The sequence below is a fragment of the Streptomyces sp. T12 genome, from assembly GCF_028736035.1.
Classification (GTDB): Bacteria; Actinomycetota; Actinomycetes; order Streptomycetales; family Streptomycetaceae; genus Streptomyces.
Genome location: NZ_CP117866.1, coordinates 6983916 through 7003298 on the forward strand (window position 1 = coordinate 6983916; position 19383 = coordinate 7003298).

At 69.0% G+C, this 19383-nt stretch carries 16 protein-coding genes; 9 read left to right on the plus strand and 7 right to left on the minus strand.

What is annotated here, in order from left to right:
* Positions 1-10 precede the first annotated feature (10 nt).
* The 4 genes from PBV52_RS31630 to PBV52_RS31645 all read right to left on the minus strand — a co-directional run bounded on the left by PBV52_RS31630 (position 11) and on the right by PBV52_RS31645 (position 4231).
* Positions 11-781, minus strand: a complete 771-nt coding sequence (locus tag PBV52_RS31630) for a succinate dehydrogenase/fumarate reductase iron-sulfur subunit (RefSeq protein ID WP_274242958.1) — start codon at positions 779-781, stop codon at positions 11-13.
* Positions 778-2721 (minus strand): fumarate reductase/succinate dehydrogenase flavoprotein subunit, encoded by a 1944-nt coding sequence (locus PBV52_RS31635; protein ID WP_274242959.1) that lies wholly within the window; start codon positions 2719-2721, stop codon positions 778-780. Before PBV52_RS31635 ends, PBV52_RS31630 begins: the two co-directional genes overlap by 4 nt.
* 20 nt (positions 2722-2741) lie before the next feature.
* A complete protein-coding gene (locus PBV52_RS31640; RefSeq protein WP_274242960.1) occupies positions 2742-3581 on the minus strand; it encodes a hypothetical protein in 840 nt (279 codons plus the stop codon).
* A 359-nt stretch (positions 3582-3940) separates the two neighbouring features.
* Positions 3941-4231, minus strand: coding sequence for a hypothetical protein (locus PBV52_RS31645; protein WP_274242961.1), 291 nt, complete (start codon positions 4229-4231; stop codon positions 3941-3943).
* Positions 4232-4627: 396 nt separating this feature from the next.
* Here PBV52_RS31645 and PBV52_RS31650 point away from each other — a divergent pair, with 396 nt between their 5' ends.
* The 7 genes from PBV52_RS31650 to PBV52_RS31680 all read left to right on the plus strand — a co-directional run bounded on the left by PBV52_RS31650 (position 4628) and on the right by PBV52_RS31680 (position 15613).
* Positions 4628-6970 (plus strand): ABC transporter family substrate-binding protein, encoded by a 2343-nt coding sequence (locus PBV52_RS31650; RefSeq protein ID WP_274249729.1) that lies wholly within the window; start codon positions 4628-4630, stop codon positions 6968-6970.
* Between the two features lie 239 nt (positions 6971-7209).
* Positions 7210-9117, plus strand: a complete 1908-nt coding sequence (gene typA, locus PBV52_RS31655) for a translational GTPase TypA (protein WP_274242962.1) — start codon at positions 7210-7212, stop codon at positions 9115-9117.
* A 186-nt stretch (positions 9118-9303) separates the two neighbouring features.
* Entirely contained in the window at positions 9304-10338 is a 1035-nt protein-coding gene (locus PBV52_RS31660) for an ABC transporter permease (RefSeq protein WP_274242963.1), read from the plus strand.
* A gap of 82 nt (positions 10339-10420) precedes the next feature.
* Positions 10421-12229, plus strand: coding sequence for an ABC transporter substrate-binding protein (locus tag PBV52_RS31665; RefSeq protein ID WP_274242964.1), 1809 nt, complete (start codon positions 10421-10423; stop codon positions 12227-12229).
* Between the two features lie 78 nt (positions 12230-12307).
* Complete coding sequence (locus PBV52_RS31670) at positions 12308-13288, plus strand: ABC transporter permease (RefSeq protein ID WP_274242966.1); 981 nt, start codon at positions 12308-12310, stop codon at positions 13286-13288.
* 48 nt (positions 13289-13336) lie between these two features.
* Positions 13337-14398, plus strand: a complete 1062-nt coding sequence (locus PBV52_RS31675; protein WP_274242968.1) for an ABC transporter ATP-binding protein — start codon at positions 13337-13339, stop codon at positions 14396-14398.
* A gap of 69 nt (positions 14399-14467) precedes the next feature.
* Positions 14468-15613, plus strand: a complete 1146-nt coding sequence (locus tag PBV52_RS31680; protein WP_274242970.1) for an ABC transporter ATP-binding protein — start codon at positions 14468-14470, stop codon at positions 15611-15613.
* 132 nt (positions 15614-15745) lie between these two features.
* On the opposite strand, the gene PBV52_RS31685 is transcribed toward PBV52_RS31680, so the two are convergent.
* The 3 genes from PBV52_RS31685 to PBV52_RS31695 all read right to left on the minus strand — a co-directional run bounded on the left by PBV52_RS31685 (position 15746) and on the right by PBV52_RS31695 (position 18424).
* Positions 15746-16489: a class I SAM-dependent methyltransferase gene (locus tag PBV52_RS31685; RefSeq protein WP_274242971.1), complete on the minus strand. Its 744-nt coding sequence runs from the start codon at positions 16487-16489 to the stop codon at positions 15746-15748.
* 91 nt (positions 16490-16580) lie between these two features.
* Positions 16581-17615, minus strand: a complete 1035-nt coding sequence (locus tag PBV52_RS31690; RefSeq protein ID WP_274242972.1) for an amidohydrolase family protein — start codon at positions 17613-17615, stop codon at positions 16581-16583.
* Positions 17616-17668: 53 nt separating this feature from the next.
* A complete protein-coding gene (locus PBV52_RS31695; protein WP_274242973.1) occupies positions 17669-18424 on the minus strand; it encodes a metallophosphoesterase in 756 nt (251 codons plus the stop codon).
* 218 nt (positions 18425-18642) lie between these two features.
* On the opposite strand from PBV52_RS31695, the gene PBV52_RS31700 reads away from it, so the two are divergent.
* The gene (locus PBV52_RS31700) at positions 18643-19086 is read left to right on the plus strand and encodes a hypothetical protein (RefSeq protein ID WP_274242975.1); all 444 of its coding nucleotides are present in this window, start codon (positions 18643-18645) and stop codon (positions 19084-19086) included.
* Positions 19055-19342, plus strand: a complete 288-nt coding sequence (locus tag PBV52_RS31705) for a hypothetical protein (RefSeq protein ID WP_274242977.1) — start codon at positions 19055-19057, stop codon at positions 19340-19342. The genes PBV52_RS31700 and PBV52_RS31705 overlap by 32 nt, the downstream gene beginning before the upstream one ends.
* Positions 19343-19383 lie beyond the last annotated feature (41 nt).

Consider the following 19383-nt stretch of genomic DNA (forward strand, 5'->3'; position numbering starts at 1 on the left):
GCAGGGATTGTTACGAGGAACGCCTCCTGATCTTCGACCCCAGCCACACCAACGGGTCGTACTTGCGGTCGACGGCCCGTTCCTTCAAGGGGATCAGCGCATTGTCCGTGATCTTGATGCCCTCGGGGCAGACCTCGGTGCAGCACTTGGTGATGTTGCAGTAGCCGAGACCGTGTTCGTCCTGGGCCGCGCGCTTGCGGTCCAGGCCCGTCTCCGTGGCCGCGTCCAGCGGGTGCATGTCCAGTTCCGCCACCCGCATCAGGAAGCGCGGGCCCGCGAACGCCGGCTTGTTCTCCTCGTGGTCGCGGACGACATGGCAGGTGTCCTGGCACAGGAAGCACTCGATGCACTTGCGGAACTCCTGCGAGCGGTCCACGTCCTCCTGCATCATGCGGTACTCGCCCGGGGCCAGGCCCTCCGGCGGCACGAAGGCCGGCACCTCGCGTGCCTTGGTGTAGTTGAAGCCGACGTCCGTGACCAGGTCCCGTACGACGGGAAACGCCCGCAGCGGCGTGACGGTGATCGTCTCCTCCCGGGTGAACACCGACATCCGCGTCATGCACATCAGCCGCGGCCGCCCGTTGATCTCCGCCGAACACGAACCGCACTTGCCCGCCTTGCAGTTCCAGCGGACGGCCAGGTCGGGGGCCTGGGTGGCCTGGAGGCGGTGGATGATGTCCAGGACCACCTCGCCGTCGTTCACCTCGACCTCGAAGTCCTCCAGGCCGCCGCCCTGCACATCGCCCCGCCACACCTTGAAGCGGGCCTCATAGCTGCTCACTGGTAGAGCTCCTCTTCGGCGAGGTACTTGACCAGCTCCTCCTTCTCGAAGAGAGCGAGCAGGTCGGGGCGGACGGGGTCGGTGGTCTCGCGTAGCAGGGCGATCTGGCCGCGTTCCGGGTCCGTGGCCGCCAGCCCGCCCGTCGGGTCGGTGAGCTGGCACAGCAGGTTGATGTTGCGCCACTTGCGGTCCATCGTCGGGTGGTCCTCCCGGGTGTGGCCGCCGCGCGACTCCGTGCGCTCCAGTGCCGCCCGGGCCACGCACTCGCTGACCAGCAGCATGTTGCGCAGGTCGAGTGCCAGGTGCCAGCCCGGGTTGAACTGACGGTGGCCTTCGACTCCGGCCCGGCGGGCGCGCTCGCGCAGGTCCGCCAGCTTTTCCAGGGCCTGCTCCATCTCGGCCTCGCGGCGGATGATGCCGACGAGGTCGTTCATGGTCTGCTGGAGCTCCTGGTGGAGGGCGTACGGGTTCTCCGGCGGACGTCCGTCGTCCGCGCCCCCGGCCGGACCCTCGGCCGAGAAGGGGCGCAGCGCCTCCGCGGCCGCCGTGTCGATCTGCAGGTCGCTGACCTCGGGGCGTTCGAAGGCCCGCGCGGCCGCGTACTCGGCGGCGTGCCAGCCCGCCCGGCGGCCGAAGACCAGCAGGTCGGAGAGTGAGTTGCCGCCCAGCCGGTTCGAGCCGTGCATGCCGCCCGCGACCTCGCCGGCCGCGTACAGGCCGGGCACGCCGCGTGCGGCCGCCGTGTCCGACTCGACCGCGATGCCCCCCATGACGTAGTGGCAGGTCGGCCCGACCTCCATCGCCTCCGCCGTGATGTCCACGTCCGCCAGCTCCTTGAACTGGTGGTACATGGAGGGCAGGCGACGGCGGATGACCTCCGCCGGCATCCGGGTCGAGACGTCCAGGAACACCCCGCCGTGCGGGGAGCCCCGGCCCGCCTTCACCTCGGCGTTGATCGCCCGCGCCACCTCGTCACGCGGGAGCAGCTCCGGGGGCCGCCGGTTGTTGTCCGGGTCCTCGTACCAGCGGTCGCCCTCTTCCTCCGACTGGGCGTACTTCTCCTTGAAGACGTCGGGGATGTAGTCGAACATGAACCGCTTGCCCTCGGAGTTGCGCAGCACCCCTCCGTCGCCGCGCACCGACTCCGTGACCAGGATGCCCTTCACCGACGGCGGCCAGACCATGCCCGTCGGATGGAACTGCACGAACTCCATGTTCAGCAGCGGTGCCCCGGCCAGCAGCGCCAGCGCGTGGCCGTCGCCGGTGTACTCCCACGAGTTCGACGTCACCTTGAAGGACTTGCCGATGCCGCCCGTCGCGATCACCACGGAGGGGGCTTCGAGGACGAAGAAGCGGCCCGTCTCGCGCTCGTACGCGAAGACCCCGGAGACCCGGCTGCCGTCCTTGAGGATCCTCGTGACCGTGCACTCCTGGAAGATCTTCAGGCGGGACTCGTAGTCGCCGGTCTCCTTCTTGTCCTGCTGCTGCAGCGAGACGATCTTCTGCTGGAGCGTGCGGATCAGCTCCAGGCCGGTGCGGTCGCCGACGTGCGCGAGACGCGGGTACTCGTGGCCGCCGAAGTTGCGCTGGGAGATACGGCCGTCCTTCGTACGGTCGAAGAGCGCGCCCCAGGTCTCCAGCTCCCACACCCGCTCCGGCGCCTCCTGCGCGTGCAGCTCGGCCATCCGCCACTGGTTGAGGAACTTGCCGCCGCGCATGGTGTCGCGGAAGTGGACCTGCCAGTTGTCGTGCTCGTTGGCGTTGGCCATGGCTGCCGCGATGCCGCCCTCGGCCATCACGGTGTGCGCCTTGCCGAACAGCGACTTGCAGATCACGGCCGTACGGGCGCCCCGCTCGCGCGCCTCGATCGCCGCCCGCAGGCCCGCGCCCCCGGCGCCGACCACGACGACGTCCCACTCCTGCCGCTCGACCACGGACATCAGTTCAGTCCCCACTCAATCTAGAAGAAGCGCGGATCGTCGAAGACCCCGGACGCGACGAGATAGACGTAGAAGTCGGCGAGCGCCACGCTCACCAGCGACGCCCAGGCGAGCAGCATGTGGCGGGCGTTGAGCTTCCCGATCCACTGCCACATCCGGTAGCGCACCGGGTGTTGGGAGAAGTGCTTGAGCTTGCCGCCGACGATGTGCCGGCAGGAGTGACAGGAGAGGGTGTACGCCCAGATCAGCACGATGTTGACGAGAAAGACGAGGGTGCCGAGGCCCATGTGGCCCCACTCGTAGTGCTCGTCGCGGAAGGCGAGCACCGTGTCGTACGTCAGGATCCCGGCGACCGGGATCGCGGCGTAGAAGAAGTACCGGTGGATGTTCTGCAGGATCAGCGGGAAACGGGTCTCACCGGAGTACTTCTTGTGCGGCTCCGCCACCGCGCAGGCCGGGGGCGACATCCAGAAGCCGCGGTAGTAGGCCTTGCGGTAGTAGTAGCAGGTCAGGCGGAAGCCGAGCGGGAAGATCAGGATGATGATCGCGGGCGAGACGCCCCACCAGCTCCCGAACAGGTCCCAGTTCGGCCCGGCGCGCATGGGCTCGCAGTTCTCCGCCAGACAGGGCGAGTAGAACGGGGAGACGTACGGCGCCGCGTAGTAGTCCGCGTTGGCGAAGGCCCGCCAGGTCGAGTACACGATGAACGCCAGCAGACCGGCCGCGGTGGCGGCCGGGGCCAGCCACCAGCGGTCGGTCCGCAGGTGCGGGGCGGTGATCGCGGCGCGCGTACCGGTTCGTACGCCGCCTGGCTGTTCACCGTCGTTCGACGTCCCCTGATCGAGTGATGTGCTTGTCATCGGCTTGTAGGACCTCCGGCGATCTCGGCTAGCGGCTGGGATGCGATCCGGGATATCCGGTGGGTCGACTTCGTCGCCCCTGTTCCACCAGAGAGATGGGCCAGGGCCTCTTCGTGGTCGATTGCCTCACCGGGCGGTCCAGTTCGTGAGGGACTCCGCCCTTCCGGGGTCGGACCACGGACGGGATCCGTGTAGCCGCCCGGTCGCGAAAGCGGACGACCAGTGCGCCCAAGACCGTTCGGGGCGTGCCGCCGGACAGCCCCGTGCTACTCCTGTGCCAAGGAACGGTTCCGTACCAGTGGTCAACCAGACCACTCCTTCGAAGTAGCAGTAGAGGGCGTGACCGGCAGCTCCGTGAATCAGGGGGCGTGCCGGTCGCGGGCACCCAATCCCTCGTCATCGGTGTCGATCCACAGAGAGTCGTCGTACGGCGTGTCGGGGATGGTGACGAGCTCCGGCTTGCGCTGCGTGCTGGGGGTCGCGGCCGCGTCCCGCAGCAGCGCGACACTCTCGCGCAGATGGTTGGCGTCGGTGCGGACGCGCCGCATCTCCAGCCCGCCGGTGCCCAGCTGCTTCTCCAGCCGGCCCACTGACCGGGCCAGGTCGTCGAGGCAGCGCTGGACAGTTGTCAGGTCGTCTTGCACGGACATGACGTGACCTCACTTCCGTGGGCCGTTCGGCCCTGGGTGGCAACGTTCATGCGCCTGCGAGTGTTGCGCGTCACACCTATCGCTGTGAAGGGATGTGCAGCGATTGGCGGATTGCACGCCTCCGACGCGCGCCCGCATGCGCTCTGTGTACGCCGGGGGAGCCGAAGAAGTGCGCGGGCGCGTTGCTCCACCCGTGTGGGAACGCGTTGCTCCACACGGGTGGCCTTGCGCGCCCCCGCCGCCGTGTCGTCTCCGCCTGGCGAACCCTTTCCTCTTCAGTGGGGGCCCCATAGATCTGATCAACTCCAAAATACCGCCAAATGTGATCAGAACGCACTTATTGTCACCGGCGGGAGCCGCTCCCCGGAGGTACCAGAGATGTCCTACGACGGCGAGATGTCCTACGACGGCGTCGGACCCAGGCCCGGCCGCGGCGCGGTCATGCGCTCGGTCGCCTTCCTGGCCGCTGGTGTGCTCGCGGTGCCCGTGCTCGCCGGTTGCAGTGACCCGGACCCGGCCGGAAAGCCACTGGCCGGGCAGGACATCGCCCCGGCCGGCCGGGCCCTGATCGCCGACGGCGGCACGCTGCGGTGGGCCGTGGACGCCGTACCGGAGACGCTGAACACCTTCCAGTCGGACGCCGACGCGACCACGACCCGGATCGCGCAGGCCGCCCTGCCGTCGATGTTCCGGCTCGACGAGAGCGGGCGGCCGGAGCGCAATCCGGACTACCTGGAGTCCGCCAAGACCGTCGAGACCGAGCCCAAGCAGGTCGTCCTGTACAAGCTCAACCAGCAGGCCGTCTGGAGCGACGGCCGCGAGATCGGCGCCGCCGACTTCGCCGCCCAGTGGCGGGCCCTGTCGGGCAAGGACAGCGCCTACTGGACCGCCCGCAACGCCGGCTACGACCGCATCGAGAAGATCGAGCGCGGTGACAACGACCTGGAGGTGCGGGTCACCTTCGAGCGGCCGTACGCGGACTGGCGGTCGCTGTTCTCGCCGCTGTACCCGAAGGAGGTCATGGGCACGCCGGACTCGTTCAACGACGGGGCGCGGCGCAAGCTCAAGGTCAGCGCCGGGCCGTTCGCCGTGAAGAAGATCGACCGCAAGGACGACGAGGTCCGGCTCACCCGCAATCCCCGCTGGTGGGGGCAGCCGGCCAAGCTCAACGAGATCGTGCTGCGGGCCGTGCCGCGCGACGAGCGGGCCGCCCAGCTGGCCGCCGGACAGCTCGACCTGGCCGAGATCGACCCCGCCGCGGCCCGGCGCATCGCGCTCGCCTCGCCTCCCCGGGGGGCGACCGCCAGTGCCACCGGTACGGCGCTGATGGGCCCGGGCCGGAGCAACAGGACGACCACCAAGGAGCGCCGGCAGCAGGTGGTCCTCCAGGGCTTCGAGGTACGGAAGTCCCTGGAACCGGCGTACACCCAGCTCGCCCTCAACGGTGCCGACGGCCCACTTGCCGACGAGCGGGTGCGGCGGGCCGTGGCGCGCGCGCTCGACCGCAAGGAACTGGCCAAGCTGGTCCTCGCCCCGCTCGGCCTGCCGACCGAGCCGGTCGGCAGCCACCTCGCCCTCTCCGGCCAGGCCGCGTACGCCGACAACAGCGGCGCGATCGGCGGCCAGGACACGGCGGAGGCGCAGGCACTGCTGGCGGACGCGGGGTGGGTGCAGGGCGGGCCGATCAAGGAGAAGAAGGGGGAGAAGGCGGCTGGGGCGGAGGGGGAGAAGGCCGACAAGAGCGAGAAGGGCGACAAGAGCGAGAAGGGCGAGAAGCGCGAGAAAGGCGCGGAGGGCGGCAAGGCTGACAAGGCTGACAAAGCCGACAAAGGCGAGAAGGGCGAGAAGGGCGAGAAGGGCGAGAAGGGCGAGAAGGGCGAGAAGGCCGACAAGAAGTCGGAGTCGAGCTCGGAGTCGGAGTCGAGCTCGGAGTCGAAGTCGGACTCGGACGCGGAGTCGGAGGGCGGGGACGACGGGACGTACATCGTCGGGGAGGACAACAAGGCGGACGGCGGCGGAGGCCGCGACGGGGAGCACCTCGCCCAGGACGGCAAGCAGTACGGCACCAAGCAGCTGCACCAGGGCGGGGCGCCCGGCGCGTACGCCCCGCAGGGCACCGCCGCCCCGCAGGGCACCGCTGCTCCGGCGGGCGCGGCGGTCCTGCCGCTGGCGAAGAACGGCAAGCCGCTGACGCTGCGCTTCGTGGTGCCGTCGGGGGAGGGCTCTCAGACGCTGCGCACGGTGGCGGACCGGATCGGCCTCATGCTGGAGCGGGTCGGCATCCGGACCGAGATCACCAAGGTCGCGGACGAGAGCTACTTCAAGGACCACATTGCGTCCGGCCAGTACGACCTCGCCCTGTACTCGTGGCCCGCCTCCGCCTACCCCGCCACCGACGCCCGCCCCATCTACGCCAAGCCGGTGCCGGCCGCCGACGGATCCCTGAACGTCGAGCAGAACTACACGCGGGTCGGCACCGACCAGGTCGACCAGCTCTTCGACCAGGCGATCGCCACGCTGGACGAGTCCCAGGCGCGCTCCTTGATCCGCAAGGCCGACTCCCGTATCTGGGCCGCGGCCGGCTCGATCCCGCTGTACCAGCGTCCCCAGCTGACAGCGGCGAAGAGGAACGTCGCCAACGCGGGCGCCTTCGGCTTCCGGACACCGGTGTACGAGGACATGGGCTTCCTGAAGAAGGGCGCGCGGCCGTCGGCGTCGGCCTCGGCCACGGAACGCTGAGTTCCGCGCCCCCGCCGGGTTTTCGGCCCGTCTGGGGGCGCAGCCCCGGGGAGGGGACGGGCCAGGGGCGTCGGGGGTGCCTCAAAAGCCCTCCCCACCTGCCCTGACCTATCCCGGCGAGCCCCAGTGGGAGCGGGCACGTACCATGGGGTGAGGCCGTGGCGTGTCAAGCCCGGCAAGGCCCGCGTCACACAGACGTACGCGCAGGCCATCCTCACACTCCGGGAGAACGCCGCAATATGGCCACGCGCCACGACATCCGCAATGTCGCCATCGTCGCCCACGTCGACCACGGCAAGACGACTCTTGTCGACGCCATGCTGAAGCAGGCCGGTGCCTTCGCAGCGCACGCCGCCGAGTCGCTCGACGACCGCATGATGGACTCGAACGACCTGGAGCGTGAGAAGGGCATCACGATCCTGGCCAAGAACACGGCCGTGAAGTACCACCCCAAGGATGGCGGCGACGTCATCACCATCAACATCATCGACACCCCGGGCCACGCCGACTTCGGTGGTGAGGTCGAGCGCGGTCTGTCGATGGTGGACGCGGTCGTCCTGCTGGTCGACGCCTCCGAGGGCCCGCTGCCGCAGACCCGCTTCGTGCTGCGCAAGGCGCTGCAGGCCCGCCTGCCCGTCATCCTGTGCATCAACAAGACGGACCGCCCCGACTCGCGTATCGACGAGGTCGTGAACGAGGCGTACGACCTCTTCCTCGACCTCGACGCCGACGAGGACCAGATCGAGTTCCCGATCGTCTACGCGTGTGCGCGGGACGGCGTGGCCTCGCTGACCAAGCCCGAGGACGGCACGGTCCCGCAGGACAGCGACAGCCTGGAGCCGTTCTTCTCCACGATCCTGTCCCACGTCCCGGCTCCGGAGTACGACGAGGAGGCGCCGCTCCAGGCGCACGTCACCAACCTGGACGCCGACAACTTCCTCGGCCGTATCGCGCTGCTCCGCGTCGAGCAGGGCGAGCTGCGCAAGGGCCAGACCGTCACGTGGATCAAGCGCGACGGCTCCATGTCCAACGTGCGTATCACCGAGCTGCTGATGACCGAGGCGCTCACCCGCAAGCCCGCCGAGATGGCCGGACCGGGTGACATCTGTGCCGTCGCCGGTATCTCGGACATCATGATCGGCGAGACCCTCGCCGACCCCGAGAACCCGATCCCGCTGCCGCTGATCACGGTCGACGAGCCGGCGATCTCCATGACCATCGGTACCAACACCTCGCCGCTGGTCGGCCGTGGCGGTACCGGCAAGGGCGCCGACAACAAGGCCGCGGTCAAGGACCGCAAGGTGACCGCCCGTCAGGTCAAGGACCGCCTCGACCGCGAGCTGATCGGTAACGTCTCCCTCCGCGTGCTCGACACCGAGCGCCCGGACGCCTGGGAGGTCCAGGGCCGCGGTGAGCTCGCGCTCGCCATCCTGGTCGAGCAGATGCGCCGCGAGGGCTTCGAGCTGACCATCGGCAAGCCGCAGGTCGTCACCAAGGATGTCGACGGCAAGGTCTACGAGCCGGTCGAGCGCATGACGATCGACGTGCCCGAGGAGCACATGGGCGCGGTCACGCAGCTCATGGGCGTCCGCAAGGGCCGTATGGACAACATGTCCAACCACGGCTCGGGCTGGGTCCGCATGGAGTTCGTGGTGCCGTCCCGCGGTCTCATCGGCTTCCGTACCGAGTTCCTCACGCAGACGCGCGGTACGGGCATCGGCCACTCCATCCACGAGGGTCACGAGCCGTGGTTCGGCACCCTGCAGACCCGCAACAACGGCTCGCTGGTCGCCGACCGCGCCGGTGCCGTCACCGCGTTCGCGATGACGAACCTCCAGGAGCGCGGCGTGCTGTTCACCGACCCGGGCACCGAGGTGTACGAGGGCATGATCGTCGGCGAGAACTCGCGCTCCGACGACATGGACGTCAACATCACCAAGGAGAAGAAGCTCACGAACATGCGGTCGTCCTCGGCCGACTCGTTCGAGGCGATCGTCCCGCCGCGCAAGCTCTCCCTGGAGCAGTCCCTGGAGTTCTGCCGCGACGACGAGTGCGTCGAGGTCACCCCGGAGGCGGTCCGCATCCGCAAGGTGAACCTGGACGCCCGCGAGCGCGCCCGCGCCGCGAGCCGCGCCAAGCACGGCTGATCATCGGGTAATTGAGCCCGGGTTCCCCAACATGGGGGAATCCGGGCTTTTTCACGCTTTGCCGGTCGTCAGCTGTGACTGAATCGAAATTGAAAAGACGCTAGTGGGTGGTTGGCTCATGGCAGATAGTTAGCGGCAAGCTCGGGCCAGACGTCTGTACACCCACACCTGTGAAACGGACGAACTGTGACAAGTCCTATCGGCGTTGAGGGCGGAGGGACCCCGGTCGTCGCGGACGGCGAACCACAGCCACCAGCGAAGACCGAGGCGGAGCACTTAGTCGGCCGGTCACCCGGCCAGCTGATGTGGATCCGCTTCAAACGCGACCGCACCGGCGTGATCTCGGCCTACGTCGTCCTGTTCTTCTTCCTGATCGGGTTGGCGGCCCCGGTCATCTCCAAGCTCTACGGCAAGGACCCGTACACGGTCTACGCCGACGAACGCCCCGAACTCTTCGACAGCGCGGGCGTCCCCGTGCAGCCCAACGGCGGCATCAGCGGCGAGTTCTGGTTCGGCCTCGAACCCGGCAACGGCTACGACGTCTTCACCAAACTCCTCTACGGCATCCGCACCTCGCTGATGATCTCCGTCGCCGTCACCCTCGCGACGGTCCTCACCGGGATCCTCCTCGGCGTCACCGCCGGCTACCTCGGCGGCAGGGCCGACTACTGGATCAGCCGGGGCATCGACTTCCTCCTCGCCTTCCCGGCCCAGCTGTTCTTCATCGCCAGCATGCCGGTGGTCGTCTCACTCTTCGTCAGCCCGCGCGACGAGACCCCGGTCTACGTCCGGGTCGTCGCCCTCATCCTCGTGCAGTGGTTCCTCGGCTGGATGAGTCTCGGGCGGATCCTCAGGGGCACCACACTCGCCCTGAGAGAGCGGGAGTTCATCGAGGCGGCCAAAGTCAGCGGCGCCCCGCCGGGGCGGATCATCCGCAAGGAGATCCTGCCGAACGTGGTCACGCCGATCCTCGTGCAGGGCACCTACATGCTCCCCAACTTCGTGACCGCCGAGGCCGGTCTGTCCTTCCTCGGCGTGGGCATCGTCGAACCGACGCCGGACTGGGGGCAGATGTTCGCCAAGGCGTCCACCGAGCTCGTGATGCAGAACGACATCACGTACATGTTCTTCCCCGGCATCTCGATGATCGTCTTCATCGTGGCGTTCAACCTGCTCGGGGACTCCGTCAGGGACGCCTTCGACCCCAAGACGGCGCGCTGACCCAAGCTGGCCAGCTGACCAGTTGACCTACAAGGTCTGGGTTCCTTCGCACTGGTGACGACAGATGGGTGGAAACCGAGTGATGAGCAGGAGCGGACGCCACGTACACGCCGTGGTCTCGGTGCTCGCGGCCGCGGCACTCGTGCTGACCGGGTGCAGCTCGGGCGGCAGCAAGGGCGGCGGCAACGACAAGGAGCAGCAGGAGAACGCCGAGCGGCAGAAGGCGCTGATCAAGTTCGGTGACGCCGCCGCCTCCAAGGGCCCCGCCGCCGAGGTCCCGGGCGCCAAGTCCGGCGGCACCATCGCGGTGCCCGCCCGCGACAGTTACGCCCACCTCGACCCGGCCCAGATCTATGTGTTCAACGAGATGCAGGTCGCCCTGCTGCTGCACCGCGGGCTCACCGGCTACAAGGCGACCAGCAACGACGGCAGCAAGCACGAGATCGTCGGCGACCTCGCCACCGACTCCGGCACCACCACGGACGGCGGCAAGACCTGGAAGTACACGCTCAAGGACGGCATCAAGTTCCAGGACGGCTCCCCGATCACCTCCGCGGACATCCGGCACTCCGTCGAGCGGCTCTTCGCGCCCTTCATCAACCAGGGCCCGCCGTACCTCCAGCAGTGGCTGGCCGACACCCCGGGCACCGACTACCGCAAGCTGCTGCCGGACGGCCCGTTCAAGGGCAAGCACCTGCCGGACAGCATCCTTCAGACACCGGACGCCAAAACCGTCGTCTTCAAGTTCAAGAAGCCGCGCCCCGACCTGCCGTACGCGCTGGCCATGGCGGGCTACGCGGTCGTCTCCCAGAAGGGCGACACCAAGGAGAAGTACGACAAGGCACCGGTGGTGACCGGGCCGTACAAGATCCAGTCCTTCAAGTCCGGCAAGTCGATGGTGCTGGTGAAGAACACCGAGTGGGACCCGGCGACGGACCCGATCCGCCACCAGTACGTCGACCGGTTCAACATCACCTTCAACCAGCAGTACGAGGACTCCACCAAGGCGCTCCTGGCCGACAGCGGCGCCGACCAGACCTCCGTCAGCTGGCAGAACTCGGTCGACGCGGGCAACCTGTCGAAGGTCCTGAACGACCCGAAGATGAAGTCCCGCACGGTCATCGGCTACCAGCCCTACGTGGGCCAGCTGAACATCAACCTCAGCCACAAGGCGATGCAGGACAAGAAGGTCCGCCAGGCCATCGCCTACGCCCTGCCGGTCTCGCCGTTCCAGCGGGCCTACGGCGGCAGCGCGGCGATGGAGATCCCGGGCGGCATCATCAGCCCGACCGTCAGCGGCTACGACCCCTCCTTCGACCCCTGGGGCAGGAAGAAGAAGCCCGCCGGTGACCCCGCCAAGGCAAAGAAGATCCTCGAGGAGGCCGGCAAGGTCGGCATGAAGCTGACCTTCGGCTACATCAACTCCCAGGAAGGCCAGGCGTACTCCACCGCGATGGCGGCGGGCCTGGAGAAGGCCGGGTTCGACGTCCAGCGCCAGGAGGTCCCGTCCGAGTCGTACTACGACCAGGTCAGCAAGCTCAACAACACCTACGACATCTTCAACAGCAACTGGGGCGCCGACTGGCCCTCCGCCTCGACCGTCATCCCGCCGTGCTTCGACGGCCGGGTGATCGCCGACGGCGCGCAGAACTACTCGCAGGTCAACGACCCCAAGGTCAACAGCGAGATCGACCGCATCAGCACCATCACCGACCCGGCCAAGGCCGCGGCCGAGTGGGGGAAGCTCGGCGAGTACCTCGTGAAGGACGTCATCAACGTCGTCCCGACCGGCTACTTCAAGCAGACCCAGATCGCCGGATCCAAGATCGGCGGCCTCGTCTACGACGACGTCGTCGGCGGCGTCGACCCGCGCCGCCTGTACGTCAAGTAACCCCGCCCGCCCGGCATCCGGCGCGCCCGAGACGGTGCGCGCCGGATGCCCTCCGGCCCGCTGAGAGCTGCCTCTGCCATGCTGCGCTTCCTGATCCGCCGGTTCCTCGGCACCGTGGTCATCCTCTTCCTGCTGAGCATCGTCGCGTTCCTGCTGTTCTTCGGGATGCCGCGTGACCCGGCGCTGCTGATGTGCGGCAAGACGTGCACACCGGCCAACCTCGAGAACCTGCACCATGTGCTCGGCCTCGACAAGCCGATCCCCGAGCAGTACTGGATCTTCCTGCACAACCTCGTCATGGGCAGCGACGACTTCGCCCAAGGGCCGTGCCCCGCCCCCTGTTTCGGGTACTCGTACCACTCCAACGAACAGGTCTGGGGCACCCTGATGGACCGCCTGCCCACCACCGTCTCGCTCACCCTCGGCGGGGCCGTCTGCTTCCTGGTCATCGGCCTGGGCACCGGCCTGATCGCCGCCTGGAAGCGGGGCACGATCGTCGACAAGACCTTCACGGCCGGCGCCATGGTGATCAGCTCGATGCAGATCTACTTCCTCGGCCCGCTGGCCCTGGCGATCCTCGTCTACCAGACCCATGTCCTCGACAAGCCCGCCTACAACGAGTTCACCGCCGACCCGGTGGCCTGGTTCACCGGCCTGCTCCTGCCCTGGGTGGTGCTCTCCACGATCTTCGCCTCGCAGTACACCCGAATGGCGCGCTCGTCGATGATCGAGCAACTCCAGGAGGAGCACGTCCGCACCGCCCGCGCCAAGGGCATGACCCGCCGGTACGTCTTCTTCCGCTACGCCTGGCGCGGCTCGCTGATCCCCATCGTCACCATTTTCGGCATCGACCTCGGATCGCTGCTCGGCGGTGCCATCATCACGGAGTACACCTTCGGACTTCCGGGTCTCGGCCGGCTGGCGGTGGAGTCGGTGTTCTTCAGCGATCTGCCGCTGCTGCTGGGCGTGATGCTGTTCTCCGCCACCATGATCCTGCTCTGCAACATCGTCGTCGACGCCGCGTACGCCTTCATCGACCCGCGCGTGCGGCTGGCCTAGGCCGCACCGGGGAACCCTTTCCAGAGGACCTGTCGGAGGAGCACTGACGTGACCACTGTGACCAAGGAAGCCGGCGCCCCCGTCCCGGCCGACGCGGACGCGTTCCTCTCGGTGCGGGACCTGCACGTCAGCTTCAAGACCGAGGACGGCGTCGTACGGGCCGTGGACGGGCTCTCCTTCGACCTGGAGCGCGGCAGGACGCTGGGGATCGTGGGCGAGTCGGGTTCGGGGAAGTCGGTGACGAACCTGACGATCCTCGGGCTGCACAACCCGATGTTCACCACCGTCGAGGGCGAGATCCTCCTGGAGGGCCAGGAGTTGACCACCGCCCGCGAGTCCGAGCTGGAGAGGCTGCGCGGCAACAAGGTCGCCATGATCTTCCAGGACCCGCTCACCGCCCTGTCGCCGTACTACACGGTGGGCCGGCAGATCGCCGAGCCGTACATGAAGCACATGCGTGCCTCGAAGAAGGCCGCCTGGGAGCGGGCGGTGGAGATGCTGGGGAAGGTGGGCATCCCCAACCCGGGGCAGCGGGCCAAGGACTACCCCCACCAGTTCTCCGGCGGTATGCGCCAGCGCGCGATGATCGCGATGGCGCTGGTCTGTGACCCCGACCTGCTGATCGCCGACGAGCCGACCACCGCCCTGGACGTCACGGTCCAGGCCCAGATCCTGGACCTGCTGAAGGACCTGCAGCAGGAGTTCGGCTCGGCCATCATCTTCATCACGCACGACCTCGGGGTGATCGCCGACATGGCCGACGACATCATGGTGATGTACGCGGGCGGCGCGGTGGAGCGCGGCACGGTGCGCGAGGTGCTGAGAGCACCGCAACACCCGTACACCTGGGGCCTGTTGAACTCGATGCCCCGCCTGGACTCGGACCCGCACGCCCCGCTGGCCCCCATCCCCGGCACCCCGCCGTCCCTGCTCCACCCGCCCTCCGGCTGCCGCTTCCACCCTCGCTGCACCTTCCAGGACCGCGTAGGCGGCGCCCGCTGTGTCACCGAGATCCCGTTGCTCGGCCCGGACCGCTCCTCGGCCTGCCATCTGACGGCGGAGCAGAAGCGGACCATCTTCATCGAAGAGATCAAGCCCCGACTGCGCTAGCGCCCCCGATCAGCCCCCGATCAGCTCCCGATCGGCCCCGATCAGCCCCGTCTGAGGAGGACTACGGCTATGACAGAGGACCTCGTCCTCCCCGCACCCCGCGAGGCCGCCGGCGACGCCCCCGGCGAACCGCTGCTGGTGGTGGAGAAGCTCGTCAAGCACTTTCCGGTCAAGGGCGGCTTCCCGATCCGGCGGACCGTCGGCCAGGTGCAGGCGGTGGACGGCATCGACCTGACCGTGCACGTCGGCGAGAGCTTCGGCCTGGTGGGAGAGTCGGGCTGCGGCAAGTCGACGACCGGACGGCTGATCACCAAGCTCCTGGAGCCGACGGGCGGCAGGATCTCGTACCGGGGCAAGGACATCACGCATGCCACGCGCAGGCAGCTGGCGCCGATCCGCTCCGAGATCCAGATGATCTTCCAGGACCCGTACTCCTCGCTGAACCCGCGCCAGACGGTCGGCAAGATCATCTCGGGTCCGATGGAGATCAACGGGCTGGAGCCGGAGGGCGGCCGCGAGAAGCGCGTCCGTGAACTGCTGGAGATCGTCGGCCTGAACCCGGAGCACTACAACCGCTTCCCGCACGAGTTCTCCGGTGGCCAGCGTCAACGCATCGGCGTCGCGAGGGCGTTGGCGCTGGAACCGAAGCTGATCGTGGCGGACGAGCCGGTGTCGGCCCTCGACGTCTCGATCCAGGCGCAGGTGGTGAACCTGCTCCAGAAGGTGCAGCAGGAGCTGGGCATCGCCTTCCTGTTCATCGCCCACGACCTGGCGGTGGTACGCCACTTCTCGCAGCGCGTGGCGGTCATGTACCTCGGCAAGGTGATCGAGGTCGGCGACCGCGACTCGATCTACACCCGCCCCCGGCACCCCTACACCCACGCCCTGCTGTCCGCCGTACCCGAGGTGAACGTGGGAGGCGAGGACCCAGAGGACGGCGAGGACGGCGAGGACGTGCCCCAGCGGGAGCGGATCCGCCTGGCCGGTGACGTGCCCTCGCCCATCTCCCCGCCCTCCGGCTGCCGTTTCCGCACCCGCTGCTGGAAGGCGCAGGACAAGTGCGCGGCCGAGGAACCGCCGCTGATCCAGATCTCCGGCAACCGTGCGGGCCACTTGACGGCCTGCCACTTCCCGGAGGAGCCGACGATCGAGGGGCGGGACGAGGACATCGTGCTGGATCCTGCGCTGGCGGCGTTGGAGGAGTCGGACGACTAGGTCGTCGTCTTCTTCCGGGGCATGTCTCTGGACGCGCTCACGCAAGGCCTCCTCGCCATACGGCGCCTGCCACTCGCGTACGGCAAGGGCGCCGAGTGGTGGCTGCCCGAGCTCGACATGCCATGAACGTGCTCACCAGGACGCTCGCCGGGCCACCGTGATGATCTCGGGGGCGGTGGGGGTGAGTGGGGCACGCCGCCAGTCCCCGTACTGTTCGACGACGGTGAGACCGGCTTCGTGGAGGAAGGCGGACAGGGCGTCGGGGCCGTGGAAGCGGAGGGTGGTGCGGCTGACGACGGGCTCGGGCCACGTGTCGCAGGCGTATGTCTCGGCGAAGGTCACCCGGTCTCCCACGACGGGCCCTTCGACCTCGTGCCACACGCGTACGACGCGGCCGTCCGCGTCGGTGACCCGGCGCACCCGGTCCGGCGTCCACGCCTCCCAGGCCCGTGCGGCCGGATTCCGTGTCTCGAACACGAACCGCCCGCCGACGCGCAGCGCCTCGCGCACCGCCCGCAACGCCGTGAGCAACTCCTCGTCGCGGACGAGTACCTGAAACACGTGCCCGGTCATCACGGCCAGGTCGAACCGCCCGCCCCAGTCCCGGGTGAGCAGATCCCCGAGCACCCACTCGACGCCGCCACCGTGCCGCCGGGCCTGTACGAGCATGGCGGCGGCCGGATCGAGCCCCACGAGCCGCCCGCGGTGGCCCTCCGCACTGGCCCGCCGCAGCAACCGCCCCGTACCGCAACCGACATCGAGCACCGACTCGGCGGACATCACGAGCCCGAGGTAGAAGTCGTCACCCGGCCCCCACGGGTTCAGGGTGTCGTACAACGCGGCGAGCGAGAGATCCGCGAACGACCGATCGACCATTCGGTGGAGTGTGCCACAAATGCCCACCATCGACGGCCATTTCGCACCTCTCAGCGCACATCTGCTCGTCGACCCGCTCTCGCAGTACCTCTCAGCGCACGACCCGTCCCCGCAGCACGATGCGCCGCGGATGCCGCAGCACCCCCGGCTCCCGTCGCGGATCCGCGTCGTACACGGTGACGTCCGCGAGCCCGCCCTCGACCAGCCCCGGCAGCCCCAGGAAGTCGCGGGCCGCCCAGCTCGCCGCGCCCACCGCCACGTCGGCGGGCAGACCGGCGGCGATGAGGTGCTCGACCTCGGTGGCGACGTTGCCGAAGGGGGCCGAGTCGGTGCCGGCGAGGACGGTGACGCCGGCGTCGTGGGCCTCGCGGACCCGGCGGATCATGATGCGGTGGCCTTCGTGCCAGAGGCGGCCGCGGGGGTTGTCCTTGATGCGGGGTGCGCTGCGGGCGAAGGCGGTGAGGGTGGGGACGTAGACGGTCCCGTGGCCGGCCATCAGCTCGACGCACTCCTGCGGCATCCCCATCCCGTGCTCGATCGAGTCGATCCCGGCACGAGCGGCGTTGAGCACACCTCGCGCCGACTGACAGTGCGCGGCGACCCGCCCCCCGGCCGCGTGCACCGCGTCGGTCACGGCGCGCAGGATGTCGTACGGCACCGGGTCCGCCTCGAAGTCCCAGTCGCCCATGAGCTTGCACCAGCCGTCGTGGGCCTTGGCCTCCGCGACGGCTGCGGCCACGAGGTCATCGGTGACGGTGTGGAAGTCGGCACTCTTGGACAGCCCCGCCCAGGCCAGCCAGCGCCCGGCAGTGATCATGCGGGGCGCCTCGCGCAGCCCGTCCGGGATCTCGCCGAGTAGCCCCGGGAACCGCAACGCGGTCGTCCCGGCGTCCCGGTGTGCGGCGATCTGCTCGGCGAAGGCGTCGGGGGCGAAGGCGGGTTCGTCCTCGGACGGGGACCCGGGGTGCGTGTGCACGTCGACCAGGCCCGGGAGGAGGTAGCCACCGTCGGCCACCGTCTCCGCCTCGACGACCGACGGGCGGTCGAAGGTGATGCGGTCGCCGAGGATCCACAGATCGCGGGTGGTGCCGTCGGGGAGGAGGGTGCCGCGCAGGTGAAGGCCCATCGCCCCAACCTATCTGCGGGACAGGGGAGTTGCTCTGACTGGTCGCGTCGCTGTCAGCCTTCGCGACCGTCACGCGGCGCGAAGATCGCGAAGGCCTCCTCCTCGGTGGCCCGGGCATTGAGGACGTAATCGGCCCACTCCGCGGCCTGCCCGAACGTCGAGTCCGCGGCGATACGCGCGGCCGCGGCCGGCACGTCCAGCAGTGTGCGCCGCAGCTCGACACCCGGCCCGAGCAGCGCCCAGTGGGCCCCGATCCTGCCGTACGGCATGCCGACGCTGCCTGGGTTCACCACGAGCCGGCCGGCGGCGAGCCGGGTGAACGGCATATGGGTGTGGCCGCACACGACGGTGGTGACGGCGGGGTCGACATCGGCGAAGACCTCCGCCCACCGCTCGGCGCCGGAATCGGCGAGCACGACCTCCTCGTCGTCCCGCGGCGTCGCATGGCAGAACAGCACCTCGCCGAGCCCCTCCACCGGGAACGTGAGAGACGTCGGCAGCCGCTCCAGGAAGTCGACCTGATCCTCGCGCAGGCTCTCGGCGGCCGACGGGCCGATGGGGTCGGGGATCGACGTACGCAACCCACGCCGGTACTCGACGAGTTCACGGTCGGCGTTGCCCCGGATCCAGGCCGCGCGGTCGCCCAGGCCGGTGAGCAGATCCATGACCTGGACGGGCTGCGGACCGCACGCGATGTCTCCGCTCAGCACGATCAGGTCCGCGGCCGCGACCTCGGGCTCCGCGAGGACGGCTTCGACGGCGGGCAGCACGGCGTGAATGTCGGAGAGTACGGCTACTCGGGTCACCATGGGCTTCAGTATCCGCGGGGTCGATCGCCCGCGTTGCGGATCCAGCGCCTTTGAGTCGTTTGGATCGGCGCAAACCCTGGGCAGTCTGGGGTTCCGGGCGCCCGAACACCTGTACGGCAGTTGGTGGACCAGATGGTGCGCGACTTCCAGGTACCCACTGAGTTCGTCGACTCGATCCTCGCCTGGCTCAGCCCCGAGAACCTGCCCACACGGAACGGGTGCACCGTCACCTGGCCACCTTCGCCTTCGGCGCCGCGGGCACCCTGTGGGCCCTTTCCCGCACCGGTCACGAGGTACCCGCCGACCACGTCCGATGGCTGGTCGACCGAGTCAAGGCCGGCGAGTCCGGTGACGGACCCGGCTTCACCGGCGGCCTCGCCGGCCTCGGTCACACTCTCGACGCACTCGGGGGCACGGACTCCTTCGCCACGGGCCGTTCAGGCCTGGCACTGGCCGCACTCTTCCACCATCAGGTGACCGATGACGCACGCTGGCTCGACGTCGCCGTCGACCTCGCGGCCCGCATGGAGCAAGGGCCGGGCCACGCTCGCCGGGTAGGACTCCTGCACGGTCGCACCGGCCCGCCCTGCTTCACGTACACCTCCACCGTGTCACAGGAGACCCGGCCCCGTGGCCTGGGCAGCCGCCGAGCTGGGCCGTGACCTGCGGGCGCTGGACCGGGCCAGGCGGGTCGGGCCCGGGCTCGACGGAACGGGCGGCATGGCCGTCGTCGTCAGGGCGGCCATCCGGTTCGGGGCCGACGAACTGCGTGAGCTGCACGAGAAATTGGTGCGTTCGCTGGACCCGATAGCCACCGGATTCGGCCTTTGGGGAGGCAGGGCGGGGACCGTCCTCGCCCTGGCCGGCGTCCGTGAGCAGACGCCGTTGTTCCCCTTCCTGGGGCGCGACCTCGGGTGACCGGCCCCGGGAAAGGCGAGGGCCCGCGCCGGGGAGGCGCG

Excerpts from the sequence above, each read along its gene's own strand:
- PBV52_RS31635 (WP_274242959.1), bottom strand. The coding sequence starts at position 2,721 with ATGTCCGTGGTCGAGCGGCAGGAGTGGGACGTCGTCGTGGTCGGCGCC.
- PBV52_RS31640 (WP_274242960.1), bottom strand. The coding sequence starts at position 3,581 with ATGACAAGCACATCACTCGATCAGGGGACGTCGAACGACGGTGAACAG.
- PBV52_RS31645 (WP_274242961.1), bottom strand. The coding sequence starts at position 4,231 with ATGTCCGTGCAAGACGACCTGACAACTGTCCAGCGCTGCCTCGACGAC.
- PBV52_RS31650 (WP_274249729.1), top strand. The coding sequence starts at position 4,628 with ATGTCCTACGACGGCGTCGGACCCAGGCCCGGCCGCGGCGCGGTCATG.
- typA (WP_274242962.1), top strand. The coding sequence starts at position 7,210 with ATGGCCACGCGCCACGACATCCGCAATGTCGCCATCGTCGCCCACGTC.
- PBV52_RS31665 (WP_274242964.1), top strand. The coding sequence starts at position 10,421 with ATGAGCAGGAGCGGACGCCACGTACACGCCGTGGTCTCGGTGCTCGCG.
- PBV52_RS31670 (WP_274242966.1), top strand. The coding sequence starts at position 12,308 with ATGCTGCGCTTCCTGATCCGCCGGTTCCTCGGCACCGTGGTCATCCTC.
- PBV52_RS31680 (WP_274242970.1), top strand. The coding sequence starts at position 14,468 with ATGACAGAGGACCTCGTCCTCCCCGCACCCCGCGAGGCCGCCGGCGAC.
- PBV52_RS31685 (WP_274242971.1), bottom strand. The coding sequence starts at position 16,489 with ATGGTCGATCGGTCGTTCGCGGATCTCTCGCTCGCCGCGTTGTACGAC.
- PBV52_RS31690 (WP_274242972.1), bottom strand. The coding sequence starts at position 17,615 with ATGGGCCTTCACCTGCGCGGCACCCTCCTCCCCGACGGCACCACCCGC.
- PBV52_RS31695 (WP_274242973.1), bottom strand. The coding sequence starts at position 18,424 with ATGGTGACCCGAGTAGCCGTACTCTCCGACATTCACGCCGTGCTGCCC.